Genomic DNA, 15416 nt, shown 5'->3' on the forward strand with positions numbered 1-15416 from the left:
TTCCTTGTCAAGCTCATCAAGCTAAACCCAGTTTGCTTGTGAATAACTCGCGCTTGACATTGACGTTGCGTCAACCTTTACCGTTGTTATCAACACCGAGAACGGAAAGGAGGCGCCAATTGGAGTACTCGATTCAAGAGGTGGCGAAAGCCGCCGGAACAACCTCACGTACCCTCAGGCACTATGACAGCGTTGGGGTGTTAACGCCGGTGCGCATCGGGGCAAACGGCTACCGCTATTACGATGACCGCTCGCTTGTGCGATTGCAGCGAATACTGCTGTTGCGTGAGCTCGGCCTCGGTCTCGACGCAATCGCCCAGGTACTTGCGGCGCAAGACAACGAACTGGGGATAGGGGAGAGCGCGATCCACGCGGAGGCAAAACTGCTTGAATCGCACCTCGAATTACTGCGTGGCGAGCGTGACCGCATCGACCGCCAGATCGGAGCGGTCGGGCGCACTGTTCAAGCGCTCAAGCGCGCCAATACCAATGAAACTCAGAAGGAGGCTCTCATGAGCACAAACATGTTCGACGGGTTCGATCACACGGAATACAAGGAAGAAGTAGAGCGGCGCTGGGGCGCCGACGCCTATGCGAAGAGCGATGCCTGGTGGCGTGGGCTCGGCAGGGAGTCGCAGCAGGAATGGATGGCGAAAGCTGAGCAGCTGGGCATCGACTGGATTGCGGCGGCTGAGCGGGGTGTGGATCCAAACTCGGAGGAAGCTCAAGCGTTCGCGGCGCGGCATGCCGCTTGGTTACGCGGGATACCGGGGACGCCGAGCGGTACCCACTTTGCCGCGTACCTCACTGGTCTCGGCGAGATGTACGTCGCCGACCCACGCTTCGCAAAGAACTACGGCGGAGTCGAGGGCGCAACCTTCGTGCGCGACGCCCTACGTGCCTATGTGGAAAGCGGTGGCGCTGACAACGAGCACTAGGCGGTCGCGGGGCGCCCCTCGCGCACATCGTCCATACGCTGCTGCTGCTCGGGGGTGCGGAATAGAGGCGGCACGACCTCTTGCTGCTCGTTCACAATGACCACGTCGTGGTCAACGTGGTCGACCATCGCGTGCACGGCGTCGATGAAGTCACGGCGCTTGATGGCGTCGAGCACGCGATGGTGATCTCGTTCCATCTCGGCGCTCGTCGCCACGTTCGCGAGGCGACCGCGGTGCTGCGGAGTGCGCAACTGGTCGTTGATGCCGGCATAGAGCGATGAAAGCAGCCGGTTCTTCGCAGCGTCGAAGATGAGGCGGTGAAAGCGGCTGTCGAACGCGCCTGCGCCCGAATCACCCAGGCTGAGCACTGGGCAGCGCGAGCAGCCCACCTCTTCGACGGTTGCGAGTTCGAGTGCCTCGATGTCTTCATCGGAGCGGTGTAGGGCAGCCTGCTGCGCCGCTTCGACCTCGAGGGCGCGGCGGTAGCTGAGGATCTCTTCGAGCGAGAAGTCGGCAAGAAACTCGTCGAGCAGTGAGCTGGTGGGTGTTGCCGAGCGAACGAATGTTCCGCGACCCGGCGCCGTTTCGAGCATGCCCATGCTCGCAAGCGAGCGCACGGCTTCGCGCACGGTTGAGCGCCCCACACCCATCTGCTCGGCAAGTTCAGGCTCAATGGGAATTCGCTCACCGAGCGGCCACTCACCCGAAGAAATTTTTCGCCTGAGGTAAGAGAGCGCTGCGCGCGCGCGATCAGAGCCGGTCGTTGACGCCATCGATCCACCACCTGAGATTCGTATCTAGGGCCTCTCGGCCAATTCATACAGTATATCTGGGTGCACTACCGAGAAACTGAGTTCCCCGGTAGCGTAAATGGCATGACGAACCAACCGAGCCGCGGTCTCATCAACCCATACGAGGGCATGCCTGAGAAGCCCGAGTTCACACTCTCAAGCACCGATATTCTCGACGGCGAACCATTGCCCGCTGAGCAGTACGGCCAGTCTGCCGGTGGATCGAATCAGTCACCACAGCTGTCGTGGTCCGGGTTTCCTGAAGAGACCAAGAGCTTCGTGGTGACGTGTTACGACCCCGATGCGCCAACGGGCTCGGGGTTCTGGCACTGGGCCGTCGCGAATATTCCGGGATCGGTCACCGACCTGCCAGCAAACGCAGGCGCGGCGAACAGCACTCTTCTGCCCGAGGGCGCGATCACGATGCCAAATGAGAAGCGTGACCCGGCGTTCGCCGGTGCGGCACCACCGGCTGGTACCGGCGTGCACCACTACTGGTTTGTCGTGCACGCACTGAATGTTGATCACATTGACATCGACCCGCAGGCAACCCCGGCGGTGCTCGGATTCATGATGCGCGAAGCGGTGCTCGCTCGCGCAATTATCGTTGCGACCGGCGAGTACGGTAACGCCGCATAAAGGACTCGCGTTCACGCGCGCCGTTTTGCGTGCGTAGGATTGGTGTATTCGTCGAAAGTGAGTACACCTATGTCGTTTTCGTTCCGCCCGGGGCTTGAGCAGGTTGCTGCGTACACGCCCGGCAAGCCCGCACCTGTGGGGGCAGACGGGCTGAGCGCTAAGCTTTCGTCGAACGAGAACCCGAACGATCCGCTGCCGTCGGTCATCGATGCGATCGTGAAGACGTTCCCAACCTCTGTCAACCGGTATCCGAATATGGCGACCCCAGAACTGAGCGAGGCGCTCGCCGCGAGGCTCGGCGTTGATGCGCAAAGCCTCGTGTTTGGTTCTGGCTCGGTCGAGGTTGCGTCGCAGCTCATCCACGCGCTCGCTGGCCCCGGCGACGAGGTCATGTACGCGTGGCGCTCGTTCGAGGCGTACCCCATTCTTGTGCGCGCGGCGGGCGCGGTGCCGCTTGAGGTGCCGCTCGACGCAGAACTGCGGCACGACCTTGATGCGATGGCTGATGCGATCACTGAGCGCACGAAGCTCGTGTTCGTGTGCACTCCGAATAACCCCACGGGCGCAACGGTCACTACCAACGAACTCGACCGCTTTATGCAGCGTGTGCCGAAGCACGTGCTCGTGGTCATTGACGAGGCGTACGTGCATTTCGATGTGGATCCGAAGTCGCCAACCGGCCTCGACTTCTTTGCGCGGTACGAGAACGTCGCGGTGCTGCACACCTTCTCGAAGGCGTACGGGCTCGCGGGCCTTCGCGTGGGCTACGCAATCGCGCGCCCGGACGTTGCAGAGGCGCTCCGCAAGGTCGCGTTGCCGTTCGGCGTCACTGATCTCGCGCAGTCGGCGGCCGTTGCGTCTCTCGCTGCCGAAGCCGAGTTGCAGGTGCGGATCGACACGATTGTGGAAGAGCGCGACCGCGTGTATGCGGCGCTCAAGTCCGCTGGACTTCCGGTATTTCCTTCGCAGGCGAACTTCGTTTGGCTTGAGGCGGGGGAGTCGACTGAGGCCGTGAACGAGGTATTTCGCGCAAGAGGTGTATCAGTTCGCGCATTCGCAGGATCAGGCCTTCGCATTTCGATCGGTTCGGCAATCGAAAACGATGCCGTTATCGAAGTTGCGGGTCTTGCAGCTGCGGCACACATGAACATTCAGACGAACAGGGGACCGCAGTGATCGGTGCAATTGAATTTGGGCTCCTTTACGGAATCATGGCCCTCGGGGTGTACCTCACCTTCCGCGTGCTAGATTTTCCTGACCTTACGGTTGATGGCAGCCTGACAACTGGAGCTGCGACCGCCGCCGCGCTGATCCACGCGGGTCAAAACCCGCTGCTCGCAACAGCCGCGGGCTTCGTCACGGGCGCCATTGCGGGCGCGGTAACCGGAATTCTGCACACGAAGGGCAACATCGATGGGCTGCTCGCGGGCATTCTCACAATGATTGCGCTGTGGTCGGTGAACCTGCGCATCATGGGTAAATCGAACCTGCCGTTCTTGCGAGAAGACACTCTGATCAGCCCCCTTCGCGAGGCTGGCTGGATGGGTAAGACCTGGTTCGTCGTGCTTATCTTCCTCGCGGTGGTCTTCATCATTAAGCTGCTCGTCGACTGGTTCTTGTCGACCGACATCGGTCTGGCGATTCAGGCGACCGGTAACAACGAGCAGATGATCCGCAGCTTCGGAGTGAACACCGACGGCATGAAGATTCTCACGCTGTCGCTGTCGAACGGCCTCGTGGGGCTCGCGGGCGCACTCATCGCGCAGTACAACGGAGTCGCCGACATCAGCATGGGCATCGGCGTGATTCTCGTTGGTCTGGCATCGGTGATTCTCGGCCAGGCAATTGTGGGGCAACGGTGGATCTGGCTCGCTACGCTCGCCGTCATCGTCGGCTCTGTGCTCTACCGTCTCATCATCTTTGGTGCGCTGCGAGTCGGCCTGAACCAGGATGACATGAAGCTCATCACGGCGATTCTCGTGGTCGCGGCGCTGCTGCTGCCGCGCTGGGGCTTCCTCAAACGCGTACCTTCGCTGCGCGACCGCGGTGGCAGGCGGCGACCCCCTGAGGCGGTCGCGCCCGAAGTGGCCGCACCTGCCGAGGCGAAGGGGGCGTAATCATGCTGAAGATTGACAACATCTCGAAGACCTTTTTCGCTGGAACGATCAACGAGCGCCGAGCACTCGTCAACGTGAGTTTGCAGCTCGACGAAGGTGACTTCGTCACAGTGATCGGGTCGAACGGTGCCGGAAAGTCGACGCTGCTCAACACGGTCTCGGGCCGCTACACGGTTGACACGGGCAGTATCGCAATTGACAGTGCCCCGGTTGCGAAGCTCAAAGAATTTCAGCGTGCAAAATACGTGGGACGTGTGTTCCAGGATCCGATGGCGGGAACCGCTCCGGATCTCACGATTGAACAGAACCTCGCCCTTGCGCTGCAGCGCGGCAAGCGACGAAGCCTCGGTCGTGGAATCACGAAGGCGCGCAAGGAGCGCTTCACCGAAGAGCTCAAGATGCTCGAACTTGGCCTCGAGAACCGCCTCACCGCGAAGGTGGGTCTGCTCTCTGGTGGTCAGCGCCAGGCTCTCTCGTTGCTTATGGCTGGGTTCACCTCACCGCGCATTTTGCTGCTCGATGAGCACACGGCCGCGCTCGATCCACAGCGTGCCGATCTGGTGACGAACCTCACCGAGCGAATTGTCGCCGAGGAAAACCTCACCACCCTGATGGTGACGCACAACATGGAGCAGGCGCTCAAGCTCGGCAACCGGCTCATCATGATGCACGAGGGGCGAATCGTCTTCGAGGCCTCTGCGGCGGAGAAGAAGAAGCTCACGGTGCCGCTGCTGCTAGCGGAATTCGCGAAGATCAAGGGCGCGAGCTTCGACGATCGAGCACTGCTTGCGTAGGTGCACCGCGTCAGTCTCGTTTGCGTAACTGTTAATCGGACGCGTCAGGGGCGCACATAAACAGTCGGTACGATGCTGGAAATGGCGAATGCCCTCGCCGTTTTGTCATGCCGCTGCTTGGGAGCAGCGGGACTCTCATCGAAGGATTCCACATACTATGCGAATGACCTCGTTCCGACGCCCAGCTATGGCCATTGCCGGTCTTGCTGCCGCAGCACTCGCGCTGACCGCATGCTCGAACAGCCCCGCCGCTGAAGACACCGACTCAGAAGCAGCCACCTCGTACACGATTGGCATCAGCCAGTTTGTGCAGCACCCGGCACTCGATGCCGCGGCAACTGGCTTCAAGCAGGCCTTTGCCGATGCAGGTCTAGAGGTTGAGTGGGATGAGGCGAACGCAAACGGTGACCAGAGCACCGCAGTGTCGATCGGCCAGGATTTCGCAGCATCGGGTCCAGACCTCGTGCTCGCAATCGCAACCCCGTCGGCTCAGACTGCTGCTCAGGCGATCATGGACATTCCGGTGCTCTTCACCGCAGTGACCGATCCCGTTGAGGCGCAGCTCGTGGACTCGAACGAGGCTCCTGGCGGCAACATCACCGGTACCAGCGACGCAGTTCCGGCTGACACGCTCGAAGAGCAGTTCGCGCTGCTCACCGATCTCGTGCCTGGCGCAAAGAAGGTTGGCATCGTCTACGCCTCGGGCGAAGTGAACTCGCAGGTGCAGGTCGACGCTGCAACCGAGGTCGCTGAGGGTCTCGGCATCGAGATCGTCACGAAGACCGTGACCACGCAGAACGATATCTCAGCAGCAACCGAGGCGCTCGGCGACGTTGACGCAATCTACGTACCGACCGACAACATGGTCGTTGCGGGCATCGCTTCGCTCGTGCAGGTCGCAGAGACCAAGCAGATCCCTGTCATCGCTGCCGAAGAGGGCACCGTTGAGGGTGGCGCAGTCGCAACCCTCGGTATTGACTACGAGGCGCTCGGCTACCAGACCGGTGAAATGGCAATCAAGGTACTCGAGGGCGCTGACACCGCAAGCATGCCGGTCGAGTTTGCGAACGAGTTCTCGTACGTCGTGAACGAGGGCGCAGCAGAGCGCATGGGCGTCACCATTCCGCAGGAGATCCTCGATCAGGCATCGAAGGTCGGCGAGTAAGTCTCACGACTGACTGACGCATTACCTACGAGAGCCCCGCTCCGCCACCACTTGGCGGGCGGGGCTCTCGCGTGTTCTGGGCGTATTAGCCTCCTCCCCGCTTTAGAGTGGGGTCATGGCAGAAGAGCGCGTGCCCGAGGGGTCGGTGTGGTCAAGTGTTGCGAGCGCTGCTCCCGAGCGGGTGAGTCGCTGGAAAGCCGAGGGCGCCGCGGGGGGCGGATCCACACGCAAGCCGGCACCCACGCTGCTTGGTGACCTCGCGGGTGACCCCGAGCACCTCGACTTCACGAAGCGGCTTATCGACGCGCTCTTCGGTAGCACCGACGCATTCACCGCGGCGATGGACTTGCGTGAGATCTCACAGCAGGAACTGCCCGACACGATGCAGGCGCGCGATCGCCTGTTGCTTCGGGCGAGCGGAATCGCGTCGCTCGGGCTCCCGTGGATGGTGCGGCCCGCGGCGCGCAAGAGGTTGCTGTCGCGGCTCCCAGATCTCTTTCTGTCTCTCAAGCTTTCGGGCAAGATGCCCGCGCTTGTCGAGACGATTCGGCGGCACAGCGACCGCGGTCAGACGGTGCTCACCGCGTTGCACGGCGACCGCGTGCACGGGGCCACGGGTGGTCAGCGCGAGGTGGATCGGCTCGTAGCCCTCACTCAGGTACCGTCGGTAAAGTATCTCGCGTTTGATCCCGCGCGGCTCGTGCCGGAGGCGACCGACTGGTCGATCGACGCCGATCTCGCCATCGCCGTGGAGCGCGTCCAGCCGGTGCTCCGCGCTGCCCTCGAACACCGTGTGCGTGTCATCTTCGAACCGCGCGACACCACCTGGGCGCGACAGGTGCCCGAGCTCCTCATCCGGTCCCTCGCCGACCCCTCGCTCGACCGACTCGAGGTGGGGGTCAGCCTGCTCGCTGAACTGCCAGAGAGCTGGGAATCGTACGCGGCGATCCACCGGTTTGCGGGGCGACGTGTGTCAGATGGTGGATCGCCGATCGAGATCGTTGTCGGCCTCACTGACGCGCTCGCGGAGGAGCGGGTGCGATCGATCCACTCAGGCCTGCCGGTGGCGGTGCTCGAGGACCCGACTGAGCGTTGCGCCCAACTGCTTCGACTCGCCGAGATCGCACTGCAGCCGAGTCGCGCGGCGGTGCTTCGGCCAGTCATTGCGACGGAGGATCCGCTAGTCGCGGCTGCTGTGATTGAGATGGCCACGCAGCTTGGCTCAGAAAAGCTCTACGCGCTGCAACTGCGCGACGGCGTGGCAACGGCTCTCGCGGAACACCTCGCGAGCGAGGGCAAGGACACGCTTCCCGAAGTGCGGCTGCGGCTGCCGGTGACCGCGCGTGGCGAGTTCGGCGAGGTGATTGACTACCTGTTCAACCGCATCGTTGATGCGGTGACGCAGGAGACGTGCGACTTTCCCGAAGCGGTGCTGCTCGCTGCCGAACCGCCGCCGACGCGTCGCCGAGCGCAGCAGCGTGCGCGCGAGTGGGACCCCACCGAGCGCGACAGTGCACTCTTTTATCGTGCGCCCGAAGATCCGACACCGCACGACACCGGCGGGCTCACTGCCGCAGTGCTTGGGCTTACCCGCGCATCGACCGGTGAGATCTCGCTTGAAGAGGTCGTGCCCGCGAGGCAGATCCCGGTTCGATCGGACTCAGGGTTCGCGAATGAGCCAGAGACCGACGGGTCGCACCCGGCGAACCGAGAGTGGGCTCGTGGTCTGCTGCGCAAAGCCGGAGAAATCACCGCTTACGGCGACGGACTCGACGAAACGATTGCTCTGTCGCAGGCCGACCTTGACCCTGACGCCGCAGCCGAAGCGGCCCGCGAGGCCGCAGGTCGATGGGCAAATCAGCAGCACGAGAATCGCTCGGTGCGATTGCGCAGGGTTGCCCTCGCGACTGCCGCAGCGCGCGACCGACTCATCACCGAGCTCGCGGCAGACACCGGCGCGCCGGCCTCAGAACTCGATGCCGCAGTGAACCACATCATTGACGCCGCTCGGTACGCGGGGCAGCTCGCCGACGAACTCAAGGTGGTGCGCGGCGCAGTGTTTCTGCCGGATCGCCTCGTGCTCGTCGTCGCCGACGCGACCGCGCCGCTCGCGACCCAGGCCGCGTCGGTGCTCGCGGTGCTCGGCACCGGAGCTGGCGCACTCTGGGCCGTGTCGCCGGGCATGATGCGATCCGCCACCGCGTGCGTCGAGGAGTGGGAAGCCGGGGGACTGACCCCCGGGGCTGTGCGACTCGTGAGCGTGGTCGGCGAGCACACCTTCGCGGCGCTCGGCGCGAGCACATTTGTGGATCGCGCGATCGCTCTCGGCGACCCCGCGCTCGGGCGCGAGCTCGCGAGGCGGCGACCAGACCTGCGTGTCGAAGGACACTTCTCGGCTCGCGGATCGATCGCGGTGACGCCCTCAGCCGAGCCTGATCGGGCGATTGCCGACATTATCGCGTCAGCGTTTCAAGGAACCCAGACCACGCTCAGCCGTGCGCGCGCCGTCATTCTCGTGTCGAGCCTCGCGCGGTCGCGAGAGTTTCGAGAGGAGCTCGCGGATGCGGTTCGCAGTCTTCGCGTCGGTGACTCGGCGAGGCCGGGAGAGTCCGATCCGCTGCAGTTCGACATCGGGCCCCTGCCCGCGCCGCCCGGCCCCGCCGCACTCGCCGCACTTTCCGAGCTGGGCCCTGGCGAGGAGTGGCTCGTGCAGCCGCGCCAGCTCGACGACGAGGGCCGACTGTGGAGCCCGGGAATTCGCATGGGCGTCGCGCTCGGGTCACCGTTCTGGGATGACGCACTCGGGCTGCCGGTCATCGGCATGACGTCGGCGCAGATGCTTTCTGAAGCGATTGCGCAGCAGAACGTTGTCGGCAGCGGTGCCGTTGCAGGGCTGCAATCGTGGGATGAGCAAGAGGTGCTCGCCTGGCTCAGCAACATTGAGGCGGGATCGCTCTCGGTGAACCGTCCTACGAGCGGTGCTCGTATCGAGCGCCAGCCCAGCGGCGGATGGAACGAAGCTGTCATGGGCTTGCCCGGACTCGTAGGTGGCCCCCACTGGTTGCTCGCGCAAGGGTCTTGGCAGTTGCGTGCTGGCAAACGCAGCGAGACACTACACCTGCGCGGCCTCACCCCTGAGGTCGTCATGCTCATCGAGTCGGTGCAACCCGACCTCAGTTACGAGTCGTTTGACGAAGTGCGACGGGCCGCCCTCGCCGACCAGCTCACTTGGCAAACCACGCTCGGCACGGTCACCGATGAGATCGGTCTCGGCATCGAACGTAACGTGTTGCGGGTTGAACCGGTGTCGGTGCAGCTCAGGCTTGCCGAAGACGGCGACCTCGCTTCTCTTGTGCGCGTGCTCGCAGCTGCGCTGCTCGTTCGTGCGCCGATCACGGTCTCGACCGGTGTCGTGCTGCCGCTGGCGCTTGCCGGGGTGCTCGAGTCGCAAGGCATAGAGGTGTCGCTCGAGCGCGACGACGATTGGCTCGAGCGCCTCGCGGTCGCGGGCCCGGCAGGCCCAGGTGGATCGGTCGCCTCCCGCGTGCGACTCATCGGCGGCAACCGCGTGCGCGCAGCCGAGTGGATGGGCGGGCTCGACCGGTCAGCACTCTGGGCCGAACCCGTGACGATGGCTGGACCCGTCGAGCTACTCTCGCTGCTGCGCGAGCAGTCGGTGTCTGTGCGCGCCGAGCGGCATGGGCTCGCCGATCACGCCGCCGGGATCGACCAGCTGCTCGACTAGGTGAGGCGCGGGCGGCCACGCCCTGCGATGCTGCCCCGTGATTTTGCCTGCGCTTCACGGCGCAACTCTGTGCTTATGCGTGCGCCTCACGTCGCATCGGCGTATGGGGAATGCCGTCTTCGAGGTACTCCGATCCACACGGAACGAAACCGAAGCGACCGTACCAGCCGGTGAGATGTGACTGCGCCTCGAGAATCAGGGGGCGGTGCCCGAATTCGGCGACGACCGCCTCGATGAGCGCACCCGCGAGCGACTTGCCTCGGTGCGCCTGCGCCGTCGCGACGCGGCCGATCGCGAGCAGGTGCGGTTCGCGATCGCCCTCGTCAAGCACGCGAAGCGTCGCGGCCACGGCACCGTCTGGCGCGGCGACCCAGTACTGCGCCGTCGAAGGTTCGGCGTCGCGCCCATCGAGATCGAGGTACACGCAGTTCTGCTCGACCACAAACACTTGCTGACGCAGTTTGCAGATGTCGTGAAACGTGTGGATCGGTAAAGCGTCGAGACCCTGGGCGGAATGCAGCGTGTAACCGGGGGCGAGAGGCGTCATGTTTCGATCTTGGCACGAGTGCTGGCGCGTGCGGAATTTTGGTGATGTTCGATTTCCCAAATCCGGGATTCACACGGTAATGTTGTTCCCTGGTCGTATTCGTACGATCACGGCGGGTTGCCCGAGCGGCCAAAGGGAGCTGACTGTAAATCAGCCGCGTAAGCTTCGCGTGTTCGAATCACGCACCCGCCACCCACAGAAATTAGCCCCTGACCCGGTACTACTACCGAGGTCAGGGGCTCTTTCGTTTGCGGCGGGCACCTACATGAGTCGCTCGGGCCGGTACGCGGTGAGCGGCATAGTTTCCTCTAACCGTTCATCTATGAGTGGCTCATGTGTTGTTGGCGCCTGTAACTCGGCCTGGGGCGTGTAGGCTGGGCCATTCCACGCGATGCGCCGTTCCTCAATCAACGATTCGAAAGTCAAATCCTCGTTCATTGGGTGCTCCTTTGCATTGGTCGGGTCTTTAGTATGACCAGACTGAGCACCTTCTCAATAGGCCTGGTGCTAAATGGTCGCCATCTGTACACTTCGTGTTCTTGATTGTCGAAGCTGAGAGAACAGAGCAGCATCGTGACAACCCGCGTAGGCTTGCACAATGGATGAGACACCGGGATTTCAGGTTGGTGACAGCGTGGTTGGCGTGGCGGGTGTCCGCGGCACAATCGCCGATATCAGCACCATGTCAAACGGCGAGACGGTCTACGGCATCGTCGACACCACGGGTGCCGTGCGCTACTTCACTGCTGCGGCGCTCAAGCAAGTGATCTCCTAATCAGTGGTCACTTTGGTGCGTGAGGCGCGCGCTTAGTGCACCAAAGCGTCCACTGAAGCGGGGTGTTGCGCGCCCACAAGGGCAACGCGTAGCGCGCTCGCCGCGACGCGGTCGGTTTCGCGCAGCATCGTGGGGTCGGTGCCGGGCATCGGGCCGATGATGGTGTCGTGCACGGTGTCATCGACAGGAATGCCAGCGGCGTGGATCGCGGGGTCGAGCTCGCCCGACTCGCCAATGAGCAACCCCGTTGCTGCGTCGATATCGAAGCTGCGCGAGATGTACGCCAGGTCGGCGTCGCCGGTGCGCGAGGCAACCGTGAAGGGGCGGGCTCGCCCGCTGTCGACGAGCTCTCGGGTGAGTGGATCGGTAGTCGCCGTCACGTCTGCCGAGTGCATCCACGCGTCAATAAGCCCGGTGCCCGAGACGCGGGAACCGGGAACCGAGTGAGACTCGGCGGTGAAGCCTTCTTCGGTGACGGTGACCTGACCGCTCGGCCCGATGAAGCGCACGAGCCCGGCCTCCATGAGTGCGAGCAGTTGCTGGTTGCGGAACGCGGGCGGACCCGATCCGACCATGCCGCCAATGCGGAACAGTTCGGCAAACCCTGACGCCCGCGACTCCGCGTCGAACCCGCCGAAGGTGCCGGTGCGAGAGGTGAACCCGCGCGCCGAACTGATCGACCAGAGCCCAGCCTTGAGCGCACTGTCGCGGCCCAAAGTGCCCTCGGTGAGGTCCTCGGTGACACGCGCGGCGATCCACCGCTGAAAATCGTCGGCGTCTGAGAACGAGCGGTTCGCAGGATCGAGCTCGCGCGCGATCTCGAAGCGGTCAGCGGTGTCGACGAAGTAGGGGGCAACTGCGTCCTCGAACTCGCGAGCAACCTCGGTCGTGTCGGTCGCGTGCGGGCGAGCGAGAATCTCGTCGAGCTTGGCTTCGAGGGCGCGCACGAGCGCGGAGTGATCCACAAGGGCATCGGGCCGCACCCGGCTCAGCGTCGACGCATAGTCAAACATCGCGTCGGCGATGATTCGCGGCCAGAACTGCCGATCGAAATCGAGCGGCCGCGGTTCGCGAGTCCAGTCGACCGAGCGCAGGTAGCGCTGCTCGGAACGCGGGGGGAGCGAACCGTACAGCGTCTTCGCGCGAAACGGAATGCCGCGCCGCGACGTAACGTGCAGGCGGGGTTCGTTGCCCGACGCCTCGTAGCGTAGGCCGCCGGGGGCGTGCGGATCCACCACGAAGCGACCGCCCCGCTCGGCGGTGAGCAGTGCCATAGTGTCGAAGAACCCCATGCCGAGGCCGCGCACGATCACGTCGGTGCCGGCCGCAATTTCGCTGAGATCTTGGTCGATCGGGCTCGCGGGCCGCACCCACACGAGGTCTGGCCGGTCTTCGAGCTGGTGGGCAAGCCGCGACTCGGGCACCGTGTTGCCGCGCGGCAGCCACCCGGTCGCGAGAATGACGGAATGCGCCGAAACCTGAGCGCCGTCGCTGAGCGTGATGCGCTCGAGATCGCCTTCGCGGCGAATCGAAATTGCGCGGGCTTCGTGGCGGATCACGGCAACGTCGCCAGGCAGCGACGCAATTGCGCGGTCGTAGTTCCAACGCAAATACTCGCCGTAGAGCGCGCGGCTCGGGTGCGACTCGGGCACGGTTGCGAGAAGCTCCTCGCGGAAGCTCACGGCGAAGCCCTCGCGTGCCGGGAACTCGCGATAGGTGGCGCTCCGAGATTCTGGGATTGCCGAGATGCGCTCCTCGAGCACGTGTACGTGGGCGCCCGACTCGGCGCTCACGAGATCCCACAGCGCGAGCAGGCTCCACTCGTAGAGCGTCGGCCCTTCGATGATCGGGCCCGCGACCGTGCTGCTCGGTTCGGTGAAGAGTGTGACGGCATCAGACAGCGTGTTCATGCACATTTCGCGAGTCTGATCGGTGGCCCAAACAGCCCCGGCACCCGATTCCTTGTCATCAATGACGTGGATCGTGAGCGGCCCACTGGGTGCCTGATCCGCACCGAGATACGCCGAAATTCGTTCGAGCAGCGAGGCCCCTCGGGGGCCAGCGCCAACGATCGCGATGCTGGGCTGCAAATGCGTCATGAGATCCGTTTCGTGAAGTTGTGTTACGTCGAGAGTTTCACTTTTCTTATGTCTTCCATAACAATAGCAAGGGGTCAACGTGAAGATTCGTTGTCTTACCTACCGTTACGCCGAACGGCGTACATCACAGAACACCGCCAAATGGCGTGAACCCGAGGAGAATTCATGAAGAAGCAACGTATCGCCTGGATCGGAGCCATAGCTGCCGCCGCCATAGCGATGACGGGCTGCACCTCGGGTGCAAACGGTGCCGATGAGAACGGTGCCGAAACCACGGGTGGCACGCTCACCTACCTTGAGCCGCAGACCTGGAACACGCTCTACCCGCCGCAGGCAGGGTTCTACCCGAACGGCGGCATCGTCAACCAGATCACCGACCGCCTGCTCTATCAGAACCCAGAGACGCTCGAACTCGAGCCGTGGATCGCGACGGAGCTTCCAGAGGTCAATGACGACGCGACCGAGTATACGTTCAAGCTTCGCGAGGGCGTCACTTACTCTGACGGCACCCCGCTCGACGCAGAGAACGTTGTAAAGAACTTCGACCTTTACGGACTCGGCGATGAGGATCGCGCGCTCACTGTCTCAGAGGCGATCAACAATTACGACCACGGCGAGGTCATTGACGAGCACACTGTGAAGTTCGTGTTCTCGGCACCGTCACCGGGCTTCGGCCAGGCGGTCTCGACCATCAACTCGGGCCTCGTCTCGAACGCGACACTCGAGCTCACGAACGAGGAGTTCGGCCCCGGCAATGCGACTGAAATCATTGGCAGTGGCCCCTTCGTCATCACCGACGAGAAGCTCGGCACTGAGATCAGCTTCGAGTCGCGAGATGACTACGACTGGGCGCCGCCGTCACTCGAACACCAGGGTGCGGCGTCACTTGACGGCCTGCACTACGTTGTCGCGGCTGAGGCGAGCGTTCGCGTCGGAACTGTTGTCGCAGGTCAGGCTGACATCGCGCGCCAGATTCCGGCACCCGATGAGTCGCAGTTTGAAGCAGACGGGTTGAACATCGTCGCCGCCTCCACGAACGGTGTGAACAACTCGCTGAACTTCAGGTTCGATCATCCGTTCCTTTCGGACATCAAGGTGCGCCAGGCGATCATCGCTGGCATCGACCGCGAGGCCATCGTTTCGACGCTCTTCACCGACAGCTACCCACTCGCGACCGGCATTCTGGCGAAGGGTGCGCTTGGCTACACTGACACCTCTGAGTTCTACGAGTATGATCCGGCGCGCGCGGCAGAACTGCTCGACGAGGCGGGGTGGATCGAAGGTGCTGACGGCATACGCGAAAAGGACGGCCAGAAGCTCGAACTCACCTTCAATGAGGCGCTCCCGCAGCCGCGCTCTCGCGAGGTCGTCACCCTCATCCAGGAGCAGCTCGGGGAGCTCGGCATCGGTGTCTCGCTCTTCGCTGGTGACCAGGCTGCACAGACCGCAGCACAAGTCGACCAGAACACGATTCAGGTGTACCACTCGATGGTTGGGCGCTCGGACTTCGATGTGCTGAAGTCGCAGCTGTCGGCCCAGAACCGCAACACCCTGCTGAATGGAGCCGCTGACGGCACGATCCACGACCAAAAGCTCGATGACCTGCTCTCGCAGATCGCATCAGTGCCTACGGCCGAGGAGCGCGCGAAGGCGTCTGCCGAAGCTCAGCTCTGGGCGGCAGAGAACGCGTACGTGCTGCCGCTCTTCGAAGAGCCGCAGGTCTTCGGCCTCACCGATAAGGTGCAGGGCTTCGAGACAGAGTCGGTTGGTCGGCCAACGTTCTACTCGGTGAGCCTGAATAAGTGA

At 63.3% G+C, this 15416-nt stretch carries 13 protein-coding genes and 1 tRNA gene; 10 read left to right on the forward strand and 4 right to left on the reverse strand.

Annotated elements, in window-relative coordinates:
* Positions 1-119 precede the first annotated feature (119 nt).
* Complete coding sequence (locus H9L06_RS08215) at positions 120-938, forward strand: MerR family transcriptional regulator (protein WP_187554734.1); 819 nt, start codon at positions 120-122, stop codon at positions 936-938.
* Here the strand turns inward: H9L06_RS08215 and H9L06_RS08220 are convergent.
* A complete protein-coding gene (locus H9L06_RS08220; protein WP_187554735.1) occupies positions 935-1711 on the reverse strand; it encodes a FadR/GntR family transcriptional regulator in 777 nt (258 codons plus the stop codon). The two genes, H9L06_RS08215 and H9L06_RS08220, sit on opposite strands and share 4 nt — an antisense overlap.
* 102 nt (positions 1712-1813) lie before the next feature.
* Here H9L06_RS08220 and H9L06_RS08225 point away from each other — a divergent pair, with 102 nt between their 5' ends.
* The 6 genes from H9L06_RS08225 to H9L06_RS08250 all read left to right on the forward strand — a co-directional run bounded on the left by H9L06_RS08225 (position 1814) and on the right by H9L06_RS08250 (position 10189).
* Positions 1814-2368, forward strand: coding sequence for a YbhB/YbcL family Raf kinase inhibitor-like protein (locus H9L06_RS08225; RefSeq protein WP_187554736.1), 555 nt, complete (start codon positions 1814-1816; stop codon positions 2366-2368).
* 69 nt (positions 2369-2437) lie between these two features.
* A complete protein-coding gene (gene hisC, locus H9L06_RS08230; RefSeq protein ID WP_187554737.1) occupies positions 2438-3544 on the forward strand; it encodes a histidinol-phosphate transaminase in 1107 nt (368 codons plus the stop codon).
* A complete protein-coding gene (locus tag H9L06_RS08235) occupies positions 3541-4485 on the forward strand; it encodes an ABC transporter permease (RefSeq protein WP_187554738.1) in 945 nt (314 codons plus the stop codon). Before hisC ends, H9L06_RS08235 begins: the two co-directional genes overlap by 4 nt.
* A gap of 2 nt (positions 4486-4487) precedes the next feature.
* Positions 4488-5279, forward strand: coding sequence for an ABC transporter ATP-binding protein (locus H9L06_RS08240; protein ID WP_187554739.1), 792 nt, complete (start codon positions 4488-4490; stop codon positions 5277-5279).
* A 157-nt stretch (positions 5280-5436) separates the two neighbouring features.
* A complete protein-coding gene (locus H9L06_RS08245; RefSeq protein WP_187554740.1) occupies positions 5437-6444 on the forward strand; it encodes an ABC transporter substrate-binding protein in 1008 nt (335 codons plus the stop codon).
* A gap of 115 nt (positions 6445-6559) precedes the next feature.
* A complete protein-coding gene (locus H9L06_RS08250; RefSeq protein WP_187554741.1) occupies positions 6560-10189 on the forward strand; it encodes an aldehyde dehydrogenase family protein in 3630 nt (1209 codons plus the stop codon).
* 73 nt (positions 10190-10262) lie between these two features.
* Here H9L06_RS08250 and H9L06_RS08255 read toward each other — a convergent pair whose 3' ends face one another.
* On the reverse strand, positions 10263-10736 hold the full coding sequence (locus H9L06_RS08255; protein WP_187554742.1) for a GNAT family N-acetyltransferase: 474 nt from the start codon (positions 10734-10736) through the stop codon (positions 10263-10265).
* Between the two features lie 111 nt (positions 10737-10847).
* Here H9L06_RS08255 and H9L06_RS08260 point away from each other — a divergent pair.
* Positions 10848-10928 (forward strand) — tRNA-Tyr (locus H9L06_RS08260).
* A 69-nt stretch (positions 10929-10997) separates the two neighbouring features.
* Here the strand turns inward: H9L06_RS08260 and H9L06_RS08265 are convergent.
* Positions 10998-11174: a hypothetical protein gene (locus H9L06_RS08265; protein WP_187554743.1), complete on the reverse strand. Its 177-nt coding sequence runs from the start codon at positions 11172-11174 to the stop codon at positions 10998-11000.
* Between the two features lie 160 nt (positions 11175-11334).
* On the opposite strand from H9L06_RS08265, the gene H9L06_RS08270 reads away from it, so the two are divergent.
* Positions 11335-11511, forward strand: a complete 177-nt coding sequence (locus H9L06_RS08270) for a hypothetical protein (protein ID WP_187554744.1) — start codon at positions 11335-11337, stop codon at positions 11509-11511.
* Positions 11512-11543: 32 nt separating this feature from the next.
* Here the strand turns inward: H9L06_RS08270 and H9L06_RS08275 are convergent, their stop codons facing one another.
* Positions 11544-13610, reverse strand: a complete 2067-nt coding sequence (locus H9L06_RS08275) for an FAD/NAD(P)-binding protein (protein WP_187554745.1) — start codon at positions 13608-13610, stop codon at positions 11544-11546.
* 165 nt (positions 13611-13775) lie between these two features.
* On the opposite strand from H9L06_RS08275, the gene H9L06_RS08280 reads away from it, so the two are divergent.
* Positions 13776-15416 (forward strand): TIGR04028 family ABC transporter substrate-binding protein, encoded by a 1641-nt coding sequence (locus tag H9L06_RS08280; protein WP_187554746.1) that lies wholly within the window; start codon positions 13776-13778, stop codon positions 15414-15416.

This window comes from Leucobacter denitrificans, from assembly GCF_014396385.1.
GTDB classification, from domain to species: Bacteria; Actinomycetota; Actinomycetes; order Actinomycetales; family Microbacteriaceae; genus Leucobacter; species Leucobacter denitrificans.

Excerpts from the sequence above, each read along its gene's own strand:
- H9L06_RS08220 (WP_187554735.1), bottom strand. The coding sequence starts at position 1,711 with ATGGCGTCAACGACCGGCTCTGATCGCGCGCGCGCAGCGCTCTCTTAC.
- H9L06_RS08225 (WP_187554736.1), top strand. The coding sequence starts at position 1,814 with ATGACGAACCAACCGAGCCGCGGTCTCATCAACCCATACGAGGGCATG.
- hisC (WP_187554737.1), top strand. The coding sequence starts at position 2,438 with ATGTCGTTTTCGTTCCGCCCGGGGCTTGAGCAGGTTGCTGCGTACACG.
- H9L06_RS08240 (WP_187554739.1), top strand. The coding sequence starts at position 4,488 with ATGCTGAAGATTGACAACATCTCGAAGACCTTTTTCGCTGGAACGATC.
- H9L06_RS08245 (WP_187554740.1), top strand. The coding sequence starts at position 5,437 with ATGCGAATGACCTCGTTCCGACGCCCAGCTATGGCCATTGCCGGTCTT.
- H9L06_RS08250 (WP_187554741.1), top strand. The coding sequence starts at position 6,560 with ATGGCAGAAGAGCGCGTGCCCGAGGGGTCGGTGTGGTCAAGTGTTGCG.
- H9L06_RS08255 (WP_187554742.1), bottom strand. The coding sequence starts at position 10,736 with ATGACGCCTCTCGCCCCCGGTTACACGCTGCATTCCGCCCAGGGTCTC.
- H9L06_RS08265 (WP_187554743.1), bottom strand. The coding sequence starts at position 11,174 with ATGAACGAGGATTTGACTTTCGAATCGTTGATTGAGGAACGGCGCATC.
- H9L06_RS08270 (WP_187554744.1), top strand. The coding sequence starts at position 11,335 with ATGGATGAGACACCGGGATTTCAGGTTGGTGACAGCGTGGTTGGCGTG.
- H9L06_RS08275 (WP_187554745.1), bottom strand. The coding sequence starts at position 13,610 with ATGACGCATTTGCAGCCCAGCATCGCGATCGTTGGCGCTGGCCCCCGA.
- H9L06_RS08280 (WP_187554746.1), top strand. The coding sequence starts at position 13,776 with ATGAAGAAGCAACGTATCGCCTGGATCGGAGCCATAGCTGCCGCCGCC.